Here is a 17,899-nt window from a genome sequence, read left to right as displayed (position 1 = left end):
GGGTCGCCATTCATGGCGACCTTTTTCCTTTCCGCACACAAAAAAACGTTAGTAACCTAAGCAATTAATGCTTTTCCCGCTTCGGTACGTTTACTCTTCCTTACGTTAGTAATACGTTTTTGTTATATTTATGTGACGAATAACGCAAATTCATGACGTTAACCACCTCATTCGACCATCAAAATCATGCTCAGCCTGAATGTAAAAAAACAGTACATCAACGATCTGGTGGACTGGATAGAAGCGAACCTGACCGACGAGCTCAACATCGATCTGATTACCCTGAAATCCGGTTACTCCAAATGGCACATGCAGCGCATGTTCAAAGAGATGACCGGACAAACGCTGGCGTCCTACACGCGCAAACGTCGTCTGACCATGGCGGCGATGGCGCTGCGTCTGACCAGCATGCCGCTAATCGATATTGCGGTGCGCTTCGGTTTTGATAATCAGCAGAATTTTACCCGCGTGTTTAAAAGTCACTTCTCGATGACGCCGGGTGCTTATCGTCGCATTCCGGAAATGCTGATGAAGGATTTCCACAGCCGCATCTCCACGCAGCGCGAGTGGGTCAATGCGCGTCTGGCGCAGAAGCCGGAGATTCAGCTGTGTGGCGAAGTGATTGAGTGGGAATGCCGCTTCGGGGAATACATCGATCACCACAATCATGTGGTGGCGCAGCACACGCGCGATTTCATCGCCTTTGCCGGCCAGCATGTGAATCGCGGCTGGCTGGGCTTCCAGTTCAGTCCGGGCGTACATTCTGCCGATCAGCAGCACATCAGCCTGTTCCAGGCGCTGGAGAGTCAGTACGCTGATGTGCTGCCGCGCAACGTGCAGAACTGGACCGGCGAAAGTGGTTTGTATGCGGAGATTGACTGGCACGGCGCGCCGGAAGAGATCAACGCGTTCACCGCGGAGATTTACTACAACCACTTGCCAGCGCTGGGCGTGGCACGCCGTGCGGGCAAAGATTTGCTCAAGCTGGATCTGAAATACAGTACGCCCGATCTGCTGCAAGGCACCTTCTATATTCCGGTGGCGGATAAGTAATGCATAATTCGTGCGGTAAACCGTGACAAACCGCACGATTTTATAAACTCACTGGCGTAATAGGCGTAAAATTCTTCATCGAAACCTGATTGGCCGCGTAAATCACCAGCCGCCACACATCAGGCTGGATAATCACCTGCATTTCTGGTCCATTCCGGGCCGCTATAGTGAACAGACAAAAAATTATGCGACTTCTACCGTTGTTCCTCATGACAGCGCTTGTAGCGTTTTCTTCGCTGGCAAGTGCGCAGATGGCTGAGCCATTTTCACCGCCGGGCGGACTGCATCCGCATCAACCGCATTGTGCGCAGCATGAAATTCTGGGCGACAATGTGCTGCCAAACCATACCCAGGATGATGGCAGTTTCGTTACCTGCGGCAATCACCAGGCGTAATCTCCTCCCGCAACACAATCCCAATCTGCTGCATCTTCTATAAAGGTCGTCATAAATGACGCCCCTACGTTCCTCCCGTAGGGTCGCCATTTATGGCGACCTTTGTGAAGCCCGCACGAACCCTACATACGCCATAGTGGCGACCAAACACACAGATAGCATTTTTCGGCATTGCATCGAAGATATATCATAACTATTCTCTCCCCATCAGATGAGAATGACTTTCACTATCTTTTAGGGAGACACCACTTGCAAACTCACCCTTCCGAACGCGCGCCACGTCGTGTGCGCAATGAACTGCGTTTCCGCCACATCAGCGTGGTCAGCAAGACGCTGATTGCCGGTGAATTCTGGCGCATTGTTTTCAACGGCAGCGATCTGGCCGGCTTCAACTCGCCATCTTTTGACGATCACATCAAAGTGTTCTTCCCGGAACATGCTGGTGCAGAGCTGGCGCTACCGCAGATCACCGATGAAGGCATCGTTTGGCCGAATGGCGTGCGTCCTGCCGCGCGTGATTACACGCCGCTGGAATTTAACGGCGTCGATTCTCTGACCATCGATTTCTACATCCACGATGGCGGCGTTGCCAGCAGCTGGGCAAACCAAGCCAAAGTGGGCGATCAAATCGCGATGGGCGGCCCGCGCGGTTCGTTGGTGATCCCGGCGGATTACGCCTGCCAGATTTACGTCTGTGATGAGACCGGTCTGCCCGCCTTTAAACGTCGTTACAGCGAAATCCAGGCGCAGGAAATTCACCTGCTGGCCTATGCCGATGAAGCCACCGGCCGCGATTATCTCGGTGATCTGCCAAATGTGCAGGTGAGCTGGTTGGGCAGCGGCACCATGCAGGCCGATAACCTGGCACCGATTAAGGCGCAGCTGGATAGGATTGCGCTGCCTGCCACTGAATACTTCATCTGGCTGACGGGCGAGGGCGAAGCGGTGAAACTGCTGAGCGATTACTTCACCCAGGGACGCGGTGCACATACCGATTTCGTGCGCGCCGTAGCTTATTGGCATCAGAAATAACGCCAACGCCGCGCGCGCTGCCGCCTGTGTTGAATTTTGCCTGGTGGCAGACTACTATCAACCTCCCTTAATTAGCGCTCAGGAAGGCAATGAAACAGCAGCGGGATTTTCCATGGCAGTCCGATCACGCACAGCGCACCGTCTGTGCAGGCGCACGCAAGAAGCGTCGGGAGCGGATGCTGGATGCCAGCGATATCCGATTGTTAATGCTGCACTTTCTCGCCATCAGCTCTGCGCACGGGTATGAGCTGATCAAATCGGTTGAAGAGCTCTCCAAAGGGGAATATTCACCCAGCCCCGGCATTATCTATCCTAACCTGACGCTGCTCGAAGAGATGGATGCGATTCGCGTGGTCGATGCGCAGGCATCGCGTAAAGCCTATGCGCTGAATGAAGGCGGCGAGGCGCTGCTGGCGGAGAATCGTGACAATGTGAATGCGATTATCGAGCGCTTAACCTCGCTGGCGATTCTGGTGAATAACCGCAGCATTCCGCAGGTTGAGCAGGCGATTCATCTGATCAAACACACCCTGAATCATCGTCTGGCGCAGGAAGATATTTCGGATGAGGCGTTGGAGATAGTGATCAGCGCGCTGCATGAAGCGGCGGAAAAGATCGCTAAAAGTTAGAAGGTCGAACGTAGGGTCGCCATTCATGGCGACCGTCCAGAAAACCGCACCAACCCAAATCAACTCTTCTTCTTATCCACATGCCCCAACGCGCGATCCGGCCAGCAGAGGTCGCGCACGCGCTGCTTCAGCGCTGCCGCATCCGGGAATCCGCCTTCCTGCTTACGCTCCCAAATCACCTGACCATCAATGGTAATCTCAAACACGCCGCCGGTTCCCGGCTGTAGCGTTACCGCGCTTAAATCCTCGGCAAAGGTATGCAGCAACTCCTGCGCCATCCAGGCGGAACGCAGCAGCCAGTTACATTGTGTGCAGTAATGAATGGTAATCGCTGGTTTCTGTGACATAACGTGTCTCATTTAGATAATGAAGTTAACAAAATGTGCGGTCCAAGATACATCTTAGCTTACTGCTAGTTGATAATGATTACCACTTGCATTACATTCCTTTCGACATCATTTATTACAAAAAATAAGTCCATAATTTTTACGGTCTTTTAACCAAGGTCCGTACTTTCCGGCAGCAAGCAAGTGAGCGAATACTAACAATTAACCAGGTATTTCGCGCATGTCTTCACTCTTTCAGGGAAAAGCCCAGCAACGTCTTTTCAAAGTTGCCATCTTATCTTCAGCTATTCATGCCGCTTGCAGCTTTGCCGCCAGCGATAGCACCAGCAATGAACCGGTTCTCACCGTCACCGCGCCAAAACAGCAGGCCGGCAATAAAACCACCATCACAGCACAAGAGCTGCAAAAACGCGGTGCGAACGATTTCGGTTCGATCATGCGTTATGAGCCGCTGATCAGCGCCACCGGATCCAGCGGCGGATCCTCTGCCGGCAAAAGCGGTTTCGACCGCGCGGGTTACACCGGTTACAACATTCGTGGTCTGGAGAGTAATCGCGTCGGCATGGATATCGACGGCATTCCGATTCCGGATGCCACCGGCCGCCCTTACGTTAGCCGCACCGGCAACAACACCTTTGGTATTGGCCGCGATTACATCGATCCCTACCTGTTCGGCAGCGTTGATATTGAGAAGGGTGCCACGGCGGTGGATCAGCCGAATACCTCGATTGGTGGTAACGTCTCGTTCCACAACAAAACCGCTGACGATTACCTTAGCAGCGACAAAAATAGTTATTTCGGTTACCAGAGCGATTACGACTCATCGAATCGTAGCTGGCATAACGGCATCACCGCCGCCGCTGGCGATGATGGGCTGCGCGGCCTGTTTGTTTACAGCCGTCGCGACGGCCAGGAAACCCGCAACAACAGCGATGTGAAACAGGCCTATCCGGCCAACTGGCACTCTGACGCCTTTATGACGTCCGGTATTTGGCAGCCGAACGATCAGCATAAGCTGAGCGCCACTTTTGATTACTATCACAAAACCAACCACAGCCATTACGATACCTGGGACACCAGCGGCAACACCGTTTGGGGCACCGCGCAGCAGCAGAGCGATACGCGCCGCTGGGGCATCAATCTGGCGGATGAGTGGACGCCGTACAACGACTTTATCGATACGCTGACCACGCGCCTTTACTGGCAGCAAACTCAGGCGCACGACAATACCTATCTGCCGACCAGCGCCAGCCAGTACGGCTTTGTCTATTCCGATTTCAACGTCGATAGCTATGGCTTCGACACGCGCGGCACCAAAACGCTGGGCCGCCACGAGCTGAGTGCCGGTGTCAATGCGCGCCTGGACAACAGCGAGCGTCCGTTCCGCCAGGAACCAGCGCCGAGCGCCTTTAGCGCCATCACCCAACCGCAGTCTGACAGCCGCACTTTCGCGGTGGCAGGATACCTGCAAGATAAGATCAATTTCGATCTTGATAGCCACAACTTCGCGGTCATTCCCGGCGTGCGCGTAATGTATCAAAGCACCAAGCCGAAAAATCTCGGCGATCTCACCACCGGCAGCACGGTGCTGACCGAAGAGCAGGTTGATGCGCTGTACGGCAAAACCAATTCCGATACGCAGGTGTTGCCATCGCTGACCTTCCAGTACGATTTAACGCCAGCGCTGACCACCTATCTGCAATACAAACGCGGCGTGCAGTTCCCCACCACCAGCCAGCTGTATGGCTCATGGAACCTGGGTTCCAGCTATGCGGGGAGCGCGCAGTATGCGCTGATTGGTAACACCGATCTGAAAACCGAAACCAGCAACAACTTCGAGTGGGGCCTGAAAGGCCAGGCGACAGAAGGCGTAACGGTCAACACCTCGGTGTTCTATAACCAGTACAAAAACTTCATCGCCTACACCCGCTATCGCCGCGCCACCAATCCGGAGATGTTCGTCAACGTCCCGAGCAACATCTACACCAGCTATCAGGCTGAAAACCGCGATAAGGCCTACATTTATGGTGCTGAGATATCCACCAAAGTGAATTACGGCACCTGGTTCCCGCAGGTCGATGGCCTGAGCAGCACCTTTGCGCTGGGCTATAACGAAGGTAAATCCAAGTCCAGCTACGCCGGTGACAAGTACATCGATCTCGATAGCGTCGCGCCACTGAAAGCGATTGTTGGCCTGGCGTGGGATGACAAAACGCGCGGCTACGGCGCCGCGCTGACCGCCACCTTCGTGAAAGGCAAGCAGGCTACGGCGACCAACCGCGAAAGCTACACCAACACCGGCACGGCGATCACCGATTCCACCACGGAATATATGCGCGTGCCAGGTTACGGCATGGTGGATGCAACGGCTTACTGGCAGGCGACGAAAAACGTCAAGCTGAGCGGCGGTATCTACAACATTACCGATCGCAAATACTGGGATTACACCAGCAGCCGCACGCTGACCAGCAGCAACGCCCAGGAACGCAACGACATCAACCTGGCGGTGATGCCAGGCCGCACCTTCCAGTTGGGTGTGAACGTCGATTTCTAATCCCTTTTCGCCCTGCGGCAGCGCAGGGCATTTTCATGGAGCAAGGCAATGAACTCACGTTACGATCACTATCTGGCGCTGAAAGGCGAGCATCCGAAAAAGTACGCGCGCGATCTCGCCGCGCTGATGGGCATTGGCGAAGCGCAGCTGTGTGAAGCGCGTGTCGGCCAGGATGCAAAGGCGTTAAAAGCTGATTTCCCTGCGCTGCTGGCAGCACTGGCGGCAGTAGGTGAAACCAAAAGCATCACCCGCAATGCATATGCGGTTCACGAGCAGGTGGGCAAATATGAAAACCTGCACCTCGGCGAACACGCCGGACTGATTCTCAACCCGCGCGCGCTCGATCAGCGTCTGTTCCCGCATCAGTGGCACAGCGCGTTCTTCCTGCGTGAGCAGAGCGCCCACGGTGAACGTCAAAGCATCCAGATTTTTGATCGCCACGCTGATGCGGTGCTGAAAATCTACACCACCGACAACACCGATTTCGCCGCGTGGGATGCGCTGATTGCGGCGTTTGTGCTGGAGAACGCAGCGGTGTTAGATCCGCAGCCCGCCAGCGCGCCGCAATACAGCAGTGCGGTTGATGCCAGCAAAGTGGAAGCCGAATGGCGCGCCATCACCGATGTGCATCAGTTCTTTGGTCTGCTGAAGCGCCACAACATCTCGCGCCCGCAGGCGTTCCGCGCGGTGGCGGACGATCTGGCGCGTAAGGTGAGCAATGACTCGCTGGCGCAGCTGCTGGATCTGGCGCAGCAGGATGGCAACGAAATTATGATTTTTATCGGCAACCGTGGCTGCACGCAGATCTTCACCGGCGCAGTGCAGAAACTGATGCCGATGGATAGCTGGATCAACATCTTCAATCCCACCTTCACGCTGCATTTGATGGCGGATCACATCAGCGAAAGCTGGGTGACGCGCAAACCGAGCGGCGACGGCTTTGTCACCAGCCTGGAACTGTTTGCCGCCGACGGCACGCAGATCGCGCAGTTGTACGGTCAGCGCAGCGAAGGCACGCCGGAGCAGGCGCGCTGGCGCGAGCAGGTGATGTCGCTGGAGGCGTTAGCATGAGAAAACTTCTGTTGCTGCTAACTGCGCTGGCGCTGCCCGCTGTTGCGGCCGAGCGGGTGATCTCGATTGGCGGTGACGTCACGCAAATCATCTATGCATTGGATGCGCAGCAGGATCTGGTAGCGCGTGACAGCACCAGCCAGCATCCGGCGCAGGCCAACAAGCTGCCGAATGTTGGTTATATGCGGCAGTTGAATGCCGAAGGGATTCTGGCGCTGAAACCGACGCTGGTGCTGAGCAGCGAGCTGGCAAAACCGTCGCTGGTGCTGCAGCAAGTGGCGCAAGCTGGCGTAAAAGTGGTGGATGTCACCGGCAAAAACAGCCTCGACGCCATCGCGGAAAAAATCGCCACCATCGGTAATGCGCTGCATCGTGAAGAGGAAGCCAACGCGCTGATCGAGAAGGTCAACAAGCAGCGCGCTCAGATCCCACAAAAACCGTTGCCGATCAAAGTGCTGTTTATCATGGCGCACGGCGGCATGCGCACTCAGGCGGCGGGCGCACAAACTGGCGCGGACGGCGCGATTCGCAGCGCGGGTCTGATCAACGCGATGGCAGCGGTGCCGCACTATCAGCAGCTGTCGCAGGAAGGCGTGGTTGCGGCGGCACCGGATTTGATCGTGGTGGGTGAAGATGGCCTGCGTACGCTGGGCGGCGAAGAGAAAGTGTGGTCGCTGCCCGGTTTGGCACTGACGCCAGCCGGTCAGCATCGCGCGTTGCTGGTGGTGGATGAGATGGCGCTGCTGAGCTTTGGCCTTGATACGCCGGGCGCGATTATCAAACTGCGCCACGCAGCCGAAGCGGCTTCCCCGTCATACTTCAAGCCGCAGGCGCGTTAGCTGCGTGTTCTTACCCCAGTCACTTACTTGTGTAAGCTCCTGGGGATTCGAACACTTGCTGCCTTCCTGCACCTTGAATTATTTAGGGGAAAAATATGGCGAATACATCCGTAATGCGCTGGCTCGGTTTGATGGCCATCAGCACGCTGATATTAATGCTGATGGCGGCCAACTTCGGCGCGATGCCGCTTTCAATGCGCACTTTGTTGCGTGCGCCGCTCAGCGATATGGCGTGGCAAATCTGGATCAACATCCGTCTGCCGCGCGTGCTGCTGGCGGTGCTGCTCGGCATGGCGCTGGCGGTGTCCGGCGCGGTGATGCAGGGATTGTTTCGCAATCCGCTGGCCGATCCCGGTTTGCTCGGCATTAGCAGCGGAGCGGGTTTAGCGGTGGCGATATCGATCGTTATCCCGCTCGGCTTGCCGCCGCTGCTGGCGCTGTGGCTGCCAACACTCGCCGCCTTTATGGGTAGTTTGGTGGTGACGCTGCTGATCTTCAGCTTTAGCCGTCTGGCGCTGGGCAATTTGTCGCGCTTGCTGCTGGTTGGTATCGCCATCAATGCCTTATGCGGCGCGGCGGTCGGCGTGCTGTCGTGGCTGAGTAACGATCAGCAGTTGCGTCAGTTGGCGTTGTGGGGCATGGGCAGTTTGAGCGCGGCGCAGTGGCCGAGCCTGGCGGTGTGCGCGGTGCTGATTCTGCCGGCGCTGATAGCGATTCAGCTGCGCGCGCGTCGTCTCAATTTGCTGCAACTCGGCGAAGAGGATGCACATTACATGGGCATCGACGTTAAGCGCACGCAGCGTCAGCTGCTGGTGTTGAGCGCGTTGCTGGTAGGCACCGCCGTGGCGGTGAGTGGCATTATCGGCTTTGTCGGTTTAGTGGTGCCGCACCTGATGCGTTTCTGTCTCGGCAGCGATCATCGCTGGATGCTGCCCGGTTCGGCGCTGGCGGGCGCGATTTTGCTGCTGCTGGCCGATACGCTGGCGCGCACCGTGGTGGTGCCGGCGGAAATGCCGGTGGGCCTGTTAACCAGCCTGCTGGGCGGCCCGTGGTTTCTCTGGCTGATTCTGCGTGAGCAAAGGGGGATGAATGAATGACTGCATGCAGGCGCGCGGGCTGCGATTTAGCCACGGCTCACGCGCGTTGATCGACGACGTTTCCCTGACTTTGCAGCCTGGTGAAATGATCGCGCTGATCGGCCCCAACGGCGCGGGGAAATCCACGCTGCTGCGCTTGCTGACCGGCTTTCTCACGCCGCAAGCGGGCGAGTGCTGGCTCGGCGATCGACCGCTAAACAGTTGGCCGCGCGAACCGCTGGCGCAGCGCCGCGCGGTGATGCGTCAGCAAAATAGCGTCAGTTTTCCGCTGCCCGCCGCCGATGTGGTGGCGATGGGCCGCGCGCCCTGGCCGCGCAGTCAATCCAAAGCGGTTGTCGACGAGGTGATGCAGATTACCGGCAGCCTTGAGCTGGCAAAGCGTGATTACCGATCGCTTTCCGGTGGTGAACAGCAGCGCGTGCAGCTGGCGCGCGTGCTGGCTCAGCTGTGGCACGATGATGGCCCGCGCGGCTGGCTGTTTCTCGACGAACCCACTTCCGCGCTGGATCTGTTCTGGCAGCAGCACAGTTTGCGTTTGCTGCATCGCCTGACGCGCAACGGACACTTCAGCGTCTGCACCGTGCTGCACGATCTTAATCTCGCGTCGCTGTGGTCGGATCGCGTGCTGTTGCTGCATCAGGGCAAGCTGGTGGCGGAAGGCGCACCCAATGAGGTGATGACCGAACACACGCTGACGCGCTGGTATCAGGCGGAGTTGGATGTGGTGGTGCAGGATGAGAAGGGCAGGCCGCAGATTCAATTACGTGCATAATGTTTCGTAGGGTGGGCATTTATGCCCACCTGGCCGTGATTGATGTGTATAAGGTCGCCATGAATGGCGACCCTACGAAAACATCAGCGGCAATCGACGATCAATCTGCCGCGTACTTTACCCGCCAGCAGCTGCTCAGCACCTTCACGCGCTTCGCTCAGCGGAATCACCTTGGTTAACTGCTGTAGCAGGTCGCCATCCACCAGTTCCGCCAGGCGCTGCCACGCCTGCTGACGCAGCGGTTTTGCGCACATCACGCTATCCACGCCCGCCAGCACCACACCGCGCAGGATGAACGGCGCGACGCTGGTCGGCAGATCCAAACCTTGCGCCATGCCGCACGCCGCTACCACGCCATCGCGCTTGATGCCCGCTAACACATTGGCCAGCGTGTGGCTGCCGACGCTATCAATCGCCGCCGCCCAGCGCTCTTTCGCCAGCGGTTTGCCCGGCTCGCTCAGCTCTGCGCGATCGATAATCGACGTCGCGCCCAGCGTGTTGATCAGGTAATCGCTATCGCTGGCGCGACCGCTGGAAGCAATCACCTCATAGCCGAGACGTGCCAGCAAGCTGACGCTGAAGCTGCCAACGCCGCCGCTCGCGCCGGTGACTAAAACCGGGCCGTGCTGTGGCGTGATGCCCTGTTTTTCCAGCGCCAGCACGCACAACATGGCGGTGAAGCCCGCGGTGCCAATTGCCATGGTTTGTAGCGGGCTAAGTGCAGCCGGCACTTTCACCAGCCAGTCGCCCGAGACGCTGGCTTTCTGCGCCAGTCCGCCCCAATGCTTTTCGCCTACGCCCCAGCCGGTGAGTAGCGCCACATCGTCCTGCTGCCATTCAGCATGGCGGCTGCTGATCACCCGACCAACAAAGTCGATGCCCGGCACCATCGGGAATTGCCGCACAATCGGGCCTTTGTTGCAGATGGCGAGCGCGTCTTTGTAGTTGAGCGTGGAGTAGCTTACTTCGAGGGTGACATCCTGATCGGGCAGTTGTTTTTCTGACAGATCTTTCAGGGATGTGCGATATCCCTGTTCATCATTTTCAATGACCAATGCCTTGAACATGCAGCCTCCGGCTGGTTGAGGAAAGTGGGGTAATAGTACTCCTTTTTTGCCCTTACCCAACCCCTACCCGCCGCGGGTTGTTCCGGCAAAAAAAAGATGACATGATTGCGCCCCAGTTAGTGTTCAACTCCCAGATTGACTTCGCCGAGGAAACCTCCTCATTGCTGTGCCATCGGCACCCACTCATCCTCTCTCAGGGATTTGTGTTATGAACCCATTGAAAATTGCTGCCAGCGTTGCTGTAGCGCCAACCCTTAGTCTCAACACTGCGCGCGACGTGGTGACGCTGGACAATACCGACTTTACCGATGTCGCTGCGGTCGTGATCACCTTGTCGGACACGCGCAGTGGCGTGCTGACGCTATTGCGCAAGGTCGGCTTTAATCTGCCGGTGTTTGTCGCCAATGCGTTCGATGAAGAAGTGCTGAAGCTGCCGGGCGTCACCGGCGAAATCAACGGCGCGCCAGAAGAGTGGGACGCGCTTGAGGACGCCGCGCAGGCGTATGAAGCCGAGTTGCTGCCGCCATTTTTCGACACGCTCACGCGCTACGTCGATATGCAGAACAGCACGTTTGCCTGCCCGGGACATCAGGGTGGTGCCTTCTTCCGCAAACATCCGGCGGGACGTCAGTTCTATGAGTTCTACGGCGAGAACGTCTTCCGTTCGGATATGTGCAACGCCGACGTCAAGCTCGGCGATCTGCTGATCCACGAAGGCTCAGCCAAAGATGCACAGAAGTTCGCGGCGAAAGTGTTTAACGCCGACAAAACCTACTTCGTGCTTAACGGCACCTCCAGCGCCAATAAAGTGGTCACCAACGCGCTGCTGACGCGCGGCGATCTGGTGCTGTTTGACCGCAACAACCACAAATCCAACCATCACGGCGCACTGATTCAGGCGGGCGCCACGCCGGTGTATCTGGAAGCGGCGCGTAATCCGTTTGGCTTTATCGGCGGCATTGATGCGCACTGTTTTGACGATGCTTATCTGCGTGATCAAATTGCCAAAGTGGCGCCCGATCGTGCCAACGATCAACGTCCATTCCGCCTGGCGATTATTCAGCTCGGCACTTACGACGGCACGGTGTACAACGCGCGTCAGGTGGTCGATCGCATCGGACATCTGTGCGATTACATCCTGTTTGATTCGGCGTGGGTTGGCTACGAGCAGTTTATTCCGCTGATGGCCGGCTGTTCGCCGCTGACGCTGGAGTTGAACGAGAACGATCCGGGCATTTTTGTCACGCAGTCGGTACACAAGCAGCTGGCCGGTTTCTCACAGACGTCGCAAATCCATAAGAAAGACAATCACATCCGTGGGCAGCAGCGTTTCTGTCCGCACAAGCGCCTCAACAATGCGTTTATGCTGCACGCCTCAACCAGCCCGTTCTATCCGTTGTTTGCTGCACTGGATATCAACGCCCGCATGCACAAAGGCGAGGCGGGGCGCAGCATGTGGCACGAGTGCGTCACCATCGGCATTGATGCGCGTAAAGCGATTCTGGAACGTTGCGAGTTGATCCAGCCGTTCCTGCCGGAGAAAGTGCACGGCAAGCTGTGGCAAGCGGCGGAAACGGAAGCCATCGCCGCCGATCCGGCATACTTCAGCCTTGAACCGGGCGCGAAGTGGCACGGTTTTGAAGGCTACGCGCAGCAACAGTATCTGGTTGATCCCTGCAAGCTGCTGCTCACCACCACCGGCATCGATGCTGCCAGCGGTGAGTACACCAGCTTCGGTATTCCAGCCACCATTTTGGCCAACTATCTGCGCGAGAATGGCATCGTGCCGGAGAAGTGCGACCTCAACTCGATTCTGTTCCTGCTGACGCCAGCGGAAACGCCAGAGAAGATGGCGCATCTGGTGGCGATGCTGGTGCAGTTTGAGCAGCACGTGCGCGAGGATGCACTGCTGGCGGAAGTGCTGCCGAGCGTGTATCGCAAGAATATTGAGCGCTACAAAGGCTACACGCTGCGCCGCTTGTGTCAGGAGATGCACGACCTCTACGTAAGTTTTGACGTTAAGGATCTGCAGAAAGCGATGTTCCGCTCAGCCTGTTTCCCACCGGTGCAAGTGAATCCGCAGGATGCGCATCAGGCCTATATTCGTGGCGAAGTGGAGCTGGTGAAGATTGCCGATGCTGAAGGGCGCATAGCGGCCGAAGGCGCGTTGCCATATCCGCCGGGCGTGTTGTGCGTGGTGCCAGGCGAAGTGTGGGGCGGCGCGGTGCAGCGCTATTTCCTCGCGCTGGAAGAGGGCATTAATTTATTGCCGGGCTTCTCGCCAGAGCTGCAAGGGGTTTACACCGAGGAAGATGAGAGCGGGCGTAAGCATCTGGTGGCGAATATGATGGTGTGAGATTTGATTCGTCATTAAAAAAAGGTCGCCATGAATGGCGACCCTACACGTAAGGTGGGCATAAATGCCCACCTTTTTAAATCAATACCTTATCTTAAAACCGACGATAACTCCGCTGCGCCTGACTCACTTTATACAGATAACGCCGTGATTCTGCCGATGGATGGTTGGTGGTCAGCGTCTGATAAACTTCCGCTGGCGACATACCGTTAATCGACGAGAACGCGCGATCCTTATCGCTGGAGAACACGCGCAGCACGCTGCCCGCACCGCCGTTGTAGGCGGTAATTACCGCATAACGTCGTGAAGTCGGATCCTGAATCCCACCTAAATAACTTCTCTGTAGCAGCGACAAATACGCGGTGCCCGCATCAATATTATTCTCAGGATCAAGCAGATAGCTGCGGCTCGGTTTGCCACCTTTGCCCTTCATACGGAACACATCAACACCGGCGGTATGCTGCACCACCTGCATTAACCCCAGCGCATCAGCGTGGCTCACCGCATATGGGTTAAAGCTCGATTCAATCTGCATAATCGCCAGAATCAATGACGCATCCACGCCATATTGTTCAGCGGCTTTACGCACCATCGGCAGATATTTGTGCGCACGTTTGTCGAGGTGGTTTGGCACCATCGGAATGGTAACCGACCAGATGACGTGCAATCCGGAGGTGCGTTTCTGCAGTTTGTTTTGAATCAGATAATCAGCAAAGCTGCCGGCGCGGCCCTGCCAGCGAATCGGCTGGCCGGTATTATCCAGCACCTGGCCGTACAGCAGCGGCTCTTTACTGATTTGAATATCGTTGGCATCGGAGTAGAGATCGACATTGCCCGGATCTTCGCCAATTAACAGCGTGGTGATGATCGCCTGACGCAGGCTGGCCATCGGATCGGTGCCGGAAATGGTCTCAATGGTGATGCTACCGCTGTCAAAGTTGATGTGACTGCGGGTGTAATAGCCGTCGCTATATTTGACGTAATCTTTCGGTCCGGCGATCAGAACTTCATTGATTCCCCAAATGTTTTCAATATTGTGGGCAAACTGACCCATCAAAATATCGAAACCGTTGGTGTCCTTGACCCACTCTTCATGAAACTGCGATTTTTTTTGTCCGGAGCAGGAGACCAAAAGTGGTGCAATCACCAATAGCGCTATCAGTTTTTTATTCATTGTTAATGCGTGCCTGAATCGAAAAAGAGGGCCTCAAAGGGAAGCCCTGAACGGTTATTTTTCTGGCGGGGTGTAACCTTCAATGTGCACATCTTTGCCTTCGAACAGGAAATTGATCATCTCCTTCTCCAGCACTTTGCGATCTTCCGGGTTCATCATGCTCAATTTCTTCTCATTGATCAGCATGGTTTGCTTGGACATCCACTGCTGCCAGGCCTCTTTGGAGATCTCATTAAAGATGCGCTTACCCAATTCGCCAGGATAGAGCTGAAAGTCCTGACCTTCAGCGTCGCGTTGCAGATAAGTACAAAAAATGGTGCGGCTCATTACTCTTCCTCTTCGGTCACGTCTGCTCGACGCGTAAGCTGCTGGGGATGGCGCAATTCATGCAGCAAGCGCTCAACCGGCGCCGCCAAACCCACTGACGGTGGTTGCGCTAAGTTATACCAGAGACCGCCCGCTTCATCCATCAGCGACCCAGCGGAAGGCTTTGCGAGCCACATAGGCACAATGTCTAAGTGGAAATGGCTGAAGGTGTGGCGGAATGCGGTGAGCTGCTGCGGTTTAACATGAATGCCGCGCTCAGTTAGCCAGTCAGTTAGCGCTTGCTCACTTGTAAACTGCGGGAAGCAGAACAGTCCGCCCCACAGGCCAACCGGCGGGCGCTGCTCTAACCACACGTCATCGCCATCCTGCATCATCAGCATCCAGCCGCTACGTTCTGGCAAGGTCTGCTTGGGTTTCTTGCCGGGATATTCAGCCCAGCTACTGTTGGCATAAGCGACGCATCCGCCGTTGAGCGGGCAGATTTCGCATTTCGGGCGTGAGCGAGTACATACTAACGCGCCAAGGTCCATCATCGCCTGATTGAACTGGCTGACGCCTGCCGCTGGCGTCACTTCTTCGCTGATCTGCCACAGCCGTTTTTCGACGTCCTTTTTACCCGGCCAACCGCCCACCGCGTAGCAGCGCGCCAGCACGCGTTTTACGTTGCCATCCAGAATCGGGAAGTGCAGCCCGAGCGACAGCGATAACACCGCGCCTGCGGTAGAACGGCCAATGCCCGGCAGCGCCGCGACATCGTCGAAGTTACGCGGGAACTCGCCGCCGTGTATCTCCACCACCTGTTTCGCGGCTTTGTGCAAATTGCGCGCACGCGCGTAATAGCCGAGTCCGGTCCACAGATGCAGCACTTCATCCAGCGGTGCAGCCGCCAGATGGGCCACCGTCGGGAAGCGCGCCATAAAGCGTTCAAAATAGGGAATGACGGTAGCAACCTGGGTTTGCTGCAGCATCACTTCAGAGAGCCATACCTTGTACGGCGTTTTCTCCTGCTGCCACGGCAGGGTTTTGCGACCAAAGCGCTGATACCAATCCAGCACTTGTTGCGCGAACGTCGGCGCTTGCATCATAAGAAGGAAATTTTCCGTGTTTACTCTACAATCAGGCAGGAATTCCAGCACAGAGACCTCAGGGTGTAAACCGGAACATTGCAAAGGCTTGCTTCTGCTTCCTAACTTTGCATAATGCCCGTTTCCCAGAACAGGCTAACCAGCAGGCTTCAACATGATTAATGACGTCATCACCCCAGAATTTGATGAGAACGGGCGGCCATTACGCCGTATCCGCAGTTTTGTGCGCCGTCAGGGGCGCTTAACGAAAGGACAGCAGCTCGCGCTCGATAATTTATGGCCGGAGATGGGCGTGGAGTTCCAGCAGGAGCCGCTGGATCTGGTGACGCTGTTTGGCCGTGACGCGCCGGTAGTGCTGGAGATCGGTTTCGGCATGGGCGCCTCGCTGGTGACCATGGCGCAGAATAATCCACATCAGAATTTCCTCGGCCTGGAAGTGCATGCGCCGGGCGTGGGGGCTTGCCTGGCGTCGGCGAAGGAAGCGGGCGTGGAGAACCTGCGCGTGATGTGTCACGACGCAGTAGAAGTGCTGCAGAAGATGATTCCAGATAACTCGCTGCGCATGGTGCAGCTGTTCTTCCCGGATCCGTGGCACAAAGCGCGCCATAACAAACGTCGCATCGTACAGGTGCCGTTTGCTGAGCTGGTGATGCGCAAATTGAAGCTGGGCGGCGTGTTCCATATGGCCACCGATTGGGAAGCCTACGCCGAACACATGTTAGAAGTGATGAGCAGCATCGACGGATATAAAAATCAGTCGGAAAGTAACAATTACGTGCCGCGTCCAGAAACGCGTCCGTTAACCAAGTTTGAGCAGCGCGGGCAGCGACTGGGCCATGGCGTATGGGATCTGATGTTTGAGAGGGTGAAATAATGGCCGTACAGCGTAGCCGTCGTTTGCGTAAAAAACTGCATATTGATGAGTTTCAGGAATTAGGCTTCTCCGTCGCCTGGCGTTTCGCCGAAGGCACCACCGAGGAGCAAATCGACGCCACTGTTGATCAGTTCATTAATGAAGTAATCGCGCCGAATGGTCTGGCGTATGACGGCAGCGGTTATCTGGTGTGGGAAGGTCTGGTGTGCTTGCAGGAAACCGGCAAATGCACCGATGAGCACCGCGAACTGGTGCGTAAGTGGCTGGAAGCTCATAACCTGACGGATGTGCAGGTGACTGAACTCTTCGACGTTTGGTGGGACTAAAGATCGTATCGGGCTAGCTTACTTGCCCTTTTTGCACCGGGCAGTGCTCGCATTCCTCACGTACTTATGTACGCTCCGGATGCTGCGCGCTGGCCGCCACAAAAATGGCTGCGACGCTCAACGCCCGACCTTTCAGCGCGTAAAAAAGGGAGATTTCATGGTTCGTAAGGTACTTATCGCCGCGCTGCTGCTGGCGGCAACTCAGGCTCAGGCTGCATACGAGTGCAGCGTCAAGCCACAGGATGATGTGATCATTAAACCGCAGAGCGTGCAGGTGGTGGGAACTAACGGCAACCTCGAAATCACTCCACAGGGCGACGTGCAGTTTAATGGCCAGAAGGTCAGCGTGGATAACGCTGCGCGCCAGAAAGCCATCGACTACCAAACCGCGCTGCGTCGCGATTTGCCGTGGATCGATAGCGGCGCAACCTCGCGTCTCGAACGCAGCCGCGTGGCGCTGGACAAAGTGATTGTCGAAAAGCTCGGCGCAAACAGCAACGTGCGTAATCGTCTCACTAAGCTGGATGGTCAGCTCAAGCAGCAAATGAACCGCATTATCGAGCATCGTCCAGACGGTTTGACGTTCCATCATCAGGCTATCGATCAGGTGCGCGCGGAAGGCGAGAAGCTGGTGCAGAGCACGCTTGGCGGCATCATGCAGGATAGCCTCAACGAAATGGGCAGCAGCCAGGCAGCAAGCGGCAGCAATCCACTGCAGGCGATCATGGGCAACCTTGGCGGCTTACAGCAGTCGGTACAAGCGGAATGGAACAAGCAGGAGCAGGATTTCCAGAACTTCGGCCACGAAGTATGTAACCGCGTAACCGTGCTGGAAGAGCAGCGCAAAGGATTGATGCAGGGCGTTAAAGGTTAAAAACAAAAAGGCCGGTTTCCCGGCCTT

General features: G+C 56.4%; 17 protein-coding genes and 1 pseudogene. 13 read left to right on the top strand and 5 right to left on the bottom strand.

Features of this window, described 5'->3' with window-relative positions; all coding sequences use genetic code 11:
* The first annotated feature begins 186 nt into the window (after positions 1-186).
* The 4 genes from K5Y30_RS09255 (at position 187) to K5Y30_RS09240 (ending at position 3,109) form a co-directional block, all read left to right on the top strand.
* Entirely contained in the window at positions 187-1,053 is an 867-nt protein-coding gene (locus K5Y30_RS09255; RefSeq protein WP_008107201.1) for a helix-turn-helix domain-containing protein, read from the top strand.
* Positions 1,054-1,304: 251 nt separating this feature from the next.
* The gene (locus K5Y30_RS09250) at positions 1,305-1,448 is read left to right on the top strand and encodes a hypothetical protein (protein ID WP_255433205.1); all 144 of its coding nucleotides are present in this window, start codon (positions 1,305-1,307) and stop codon (positions 1,446-1,448) included.
* 249 nt (positions 1,449-1,697) lie between these two features.
* Positions 1,698-2,480: a siderophore-interacting protein gene (locus tag K5Y30_RS09245; protein ID WP_222211127.1), complete on the top strand. Its 783-nt coding sequence runs from the start codon at positions 1,698-1,700 to the stop codon at positions 2,478-2,480.
* An 89-nt stretch (positions 2,481-2,569) separates the two neighbouring features.
* Positions 2,570-3,109, top strand: a complete 540-nt coding sequence (locus K5Y30_RS09240; protein ID WP_222185497.1) for a PadR family transcriptional regulator — start codon at positions 2,570-2,572, stop codon at positions 3,107-3,109.
* A 59-nt stretch (positions 3,110-3,168) separates the two neighbouring features.
* Here the strand turns inward: K5Y30_RS09240 and K5Y30_RS09235 are convergent, their stop codons facing one another.
* Entirely contained in the window at positions 3,169-3,456 is a 288-nt protein-coding gene (locus K5Y30_RS09235) for a SelT/SelW/SelH family protein (protein ID WP_101761890.1), read from the bottom strand.
* Positions 3,457-3,787: 331 nt separating this feature from the next.
* Here K5Y30_RS09235 and K5Y30_RS09230 point away from each other — a divergent pair.
* From K5Y30_RS09230 to K5Y30_RS09210, 5 genes and pseudogenes are all read left to right on the top strand, one after another.
* Positions 3,788-6,010: pseudogene (locus K5Y30_RS09230) on the top strand (TonB-dependent receptor domain-containing protein); the annotation flags it as partial.
* A 48-nt stretch (positions 6,011-6,058) separates the two neighbouring features.
* The gene (locus K5Y30_RS09225; protein WP_222185499.1) at positions 6,059-7,081 is read left to right on the top strand and encodes a hemin-degrading factor; all 1,023 of its coding nucleotides are present in this window, start codon (positions 6,059-6,061) and stop codon (positions 7,079-7,081) included.
* A complete protein-coding gene (locus tag K5Y30_RS09220; RefSeq protein WP_222185500.1) occupies positions 7,078-7,920 on the top strand; it encodes a hemin ABC transporter substrate-binding protein in 843 nt (280 codons plus the stop codon). Before K5Y30_RS09225 ends, K5Y30_RS09220 begins: the two co-directional genes overlap by 4 nt.
* Before the next feature lie 95 nt (positions 7,921-8,015).
* A complete protein-coding gene (locus K5Y30_RS09215; RefSeq protein ID WP_222211123.1) occupies positions 8,016-9,017 on the top strand; it encodes an iron ABC transporter permease in 1,002 nt (333 codons plus the stop codon).
* Positions 9,010-9,789 (top strand): heme ABC transporter ATP-binding protein, encoded by a 780-nt coding sequence (locus K5Y30_RS09210; RefSeq protein WP_222211121.1) that lies wholly within the window; start codon positions 9,010-9,012, stop codon positions 9,787-9,789. The genes K5Y30_RS09215 and K5Y30_RS09210 overlap by 8 nt, the downstream gene beginning before the upstream one ends.
* A gap of 83 nt (positions 9,790-9,872) precedes the next feature.
* Here the strand turns inward: K5Y30_RS09210 and K5Y30_RS09205 are convergent, their stop codons facing one another.
* Positions 9,873-10,856 carry an MDR family oxidoreductase gene (locus tag K5Y30_RS09205; protein WP_110868031.1) on the bottom strand — a complete coding sequence of 328 codons (984 nt, stop codon included), beginning with the start codon at positions 10,854-10,856 and terminating at the stop codon, positions 9,873-9,875.
* A gap of 208 nt (positions 10,857-11,064) precedes the next feature.
* Between K5Y30_RS09205 and K5Y30_RS09200 the strand changes: the two genes are divergently transcribed.
* The gene (locus tag K5Y30_RS09200; protein WP_222211119.1) at positions 11,065-13,212 is read left to right on the top strand and encodes an ornithine decarboxylase; all 2,148 of its coding nucleotides are present in this window, start codon (positions 11,065-11,067) and stop codon (positions 13,210-13,212) included.
* A 94-nt stretch (positions 13,213-13,306) separates the two neighbouring features.
* On the opposite strand, the gene mltC is transcribed toward K5Y30_RS09200, so the two are convergent.
* From mltC to mutY, 3 genes are read right to left on the bottom strand one after another with little or no spacing between them, the layout of a single operon-like run.
* Entirely contained in the window at positions 13,307-14,386 is a 1,080-nt protein-coding gene (gene mltC / locus K5Y30_RS09195; protein ID WP_176971521.1) for a membrane-bound lytic murein transglycosylase MltC, read from the bottom strand.
* Positions 14,387-14,440: 54 nt separating this feature from the next.
* Positions 14,441-14,713, bottom strand: coding sequence for an oxidative damage protection protein (locus K5Y30_RS09190; protein WP_007890330.1), 273 nt, complete (start codon positions 14,711-14,713; stop codon positions 14,441-14,443).
* Positions 14,713-15,798 carry an A/G-specific adenine glycosylase gene (mutY, locus tag K5Y30_RS09185; RefSeq protein WP_222211117.1) on the bottom strand — a complete coding sequence of 362 codons (1,086 nt, stop codon included), beginning with the start codon at positions 15,796-15,798 and terminating at the stop codon, positions 14,713-14,715. The genes K5Y30_RS09190 and mutY overlap by 1 nt, the downstream gene beginning before the upstream one ends.
* A 154-nt stretch (positions 15,799-15,952) precedes the next feature.
* Between mutY and trmB the strand changes: the two genes are divergently transcribed.
* From trmB to K5Y30_RS09170, 3 genes are all read left to right on the top strand, one after another.
* Positions 15,953-16,672, top strand: coding sequence for a tRNA (guanosine(46)-N7)-methyltransferase TrmB (gene trmB / locus K5Y30_RS09180; protein WP_008107230.1), 720 nt, complete (start codon positions 15,953-15,955; stop codon positions 16,670-16,672).
* The gene (locus tag K5Y30_RS09175) at positions 16,672-16,998 is read left to right on the top strand and encodes a YggL family protein (RefSeq protein ID WP_008107231.1); all 327 of its coding nucleotides are present in this window, start codon (positions 16,672-16,674) and stop codon (positions 16,996-16,998) included. Before trmB ends, K5Y30_RS09175 begins: the two co-directional genes overlap by 1 nt.
* A 157-nt stretch (positions 16,999-17,155) precedes the next feature.
* Entirely contained in the window at positions 17,156-17,872 is a 717-nt protein-coding gene (locus K5Y30_RS09170) for a DUF2884 domain-containing protein (protein WP_222185506.1), read from the top strand.
* Positions 17,873-17,899 lie beyond the last annotated feature (27 nt).

The organism is Pantoea sp. DY-5, from assembly GCF_019795955.1.
GTDB lineage: Bacteria > Pseudomonadota > Gammaproteobacteria > Enterobacterales > Enterobacteriaceae > Pantoea > Pantoea leporis.
The sequence above is the reverse complement of the archived record's forward strand: the minus strand, read 5'-3'. Positions and strand labels throughout refer to the sequence as shown.

What these genes read in the sequence shown, in the direction of transcription:
- K5Y30_RS09205 (WP_110868031.1), bottom strand. Translation starts at nt 10,856, where the DNA reads ATGTTCAAGGCATTGGTCATTGAAAATGATGAACAGGGATATCGCACA.
- mutY (WP_222211117.1), bottom strand. Translation starts at nt 15,798, where the DNA reads ATGATGCAAGCGCCGACGTTCGCGCAACAAGTGCTGGATTGGTATCAG.
- K5Y30_RS09225 (WP_222185499.1), top strand. Translation starts at nt 6,059, where the DNA reads ATGAACTCACGTTACGATCACTATCTGGCGCTGAAAGGCGAGCATCCG.
- K5Y30_RS09210 (WP_222211121.1), top strand. Translation starts at nt 9,010, where the DNA reads ATGAATGACTGCATGCAGGCGCGCGGGCTGCGATTTAGCCACGGCTCA.
- K5Y30_RS09175 (WP_008107231.1), top strand. Translation starts at nt 16,672, where the DNA reads ATGGCCGTACAGCGTAGCCGTCGTTTGCGTAAAAAACTGCATATTGAT.
- K5Y30_RS09255 (WP_008107201.1), top strand. Translation starts at nt 187, where the DNA reads ATGCTCAGCCTGAATGTAAAAAAACAGTACATCAACGATCTGGTGGAC.
- K5Y30_RS09240 (WP_222185497.1), top strand. Translation starts at nt 2,570, where the DNA reads ATGAAACAGCAGCGGGATTTTCCATGGCAGTCCGATCACGCACAGCGC.
- K5Y30_RS09250 (WP_255433205.1), top strand. Translation starts at nt 1,305, where the DNA reads ATGGCTGAGCCATTTTCACCGCCGGGCGGACTGCATCCGCATCAACCG.
- K5Y30_RS09200 (WP_222211119.1), top strand. Translation starts at nt 11,065, where the DNA reads ATGAACCCATTGAAAATTGCTGCCAGCGTTGCTGTAGCGCCAACCCTT.
- K5Y30_RS09215 (WP_222211123.1), top strand. Translation starts at nt 8,016, where the DNA reads ATGGCGAATACATCCGTAATGCGCTGGCTCGGTTTGATGGCCATCAGC.
- K5Y30_RS09170 (WP_222185506.1), top strand. Translation starts at nt 17,156, where the DNA reads ATGGTTCGTAAGGTACTTATCGCCGCGCTGCTGCTGGCGGCAACTCAG.
- trmB (WP_008107230.1), top strand. Translation starts at nt 15,953, where the DNA reads ATGATTAATGACGTCATCACCCCAGAATTTGATGAGAACGGGCGGCCA.
- K5Y30_RS09190 (WP_007890330.1), bottom strand. Translation starts at nt 14,713, where the DNA reads ATGAGCCGCACCATTTTTTGTACTTATCTGCAACGCGACGCTGAAGGT.
- K5Y30_RS09220 (WP_222185500.1), top strand. Translation starts at nt 7,078, where the DNA reads ATGAGAAAACTTCTGTTGCTGCTAACTGCGCTGGCGCTGCCCGCTGTT.
- K5Y30_RS09235 (WP_101761890.1), bottom strand. Translation starts at nt 3,456, where the DNA reads ATGTCACAGAAACCAGCGATTACCATTCATTACTGCACACAATGTAAC.
- mltC (WP_176971521.1), bottom strand. Translation starts at nt 14,386, where the DNA reads ATGAATAAAAAACTGATAGCGCTATTGGTGATTGCACCACTTTTGGTC.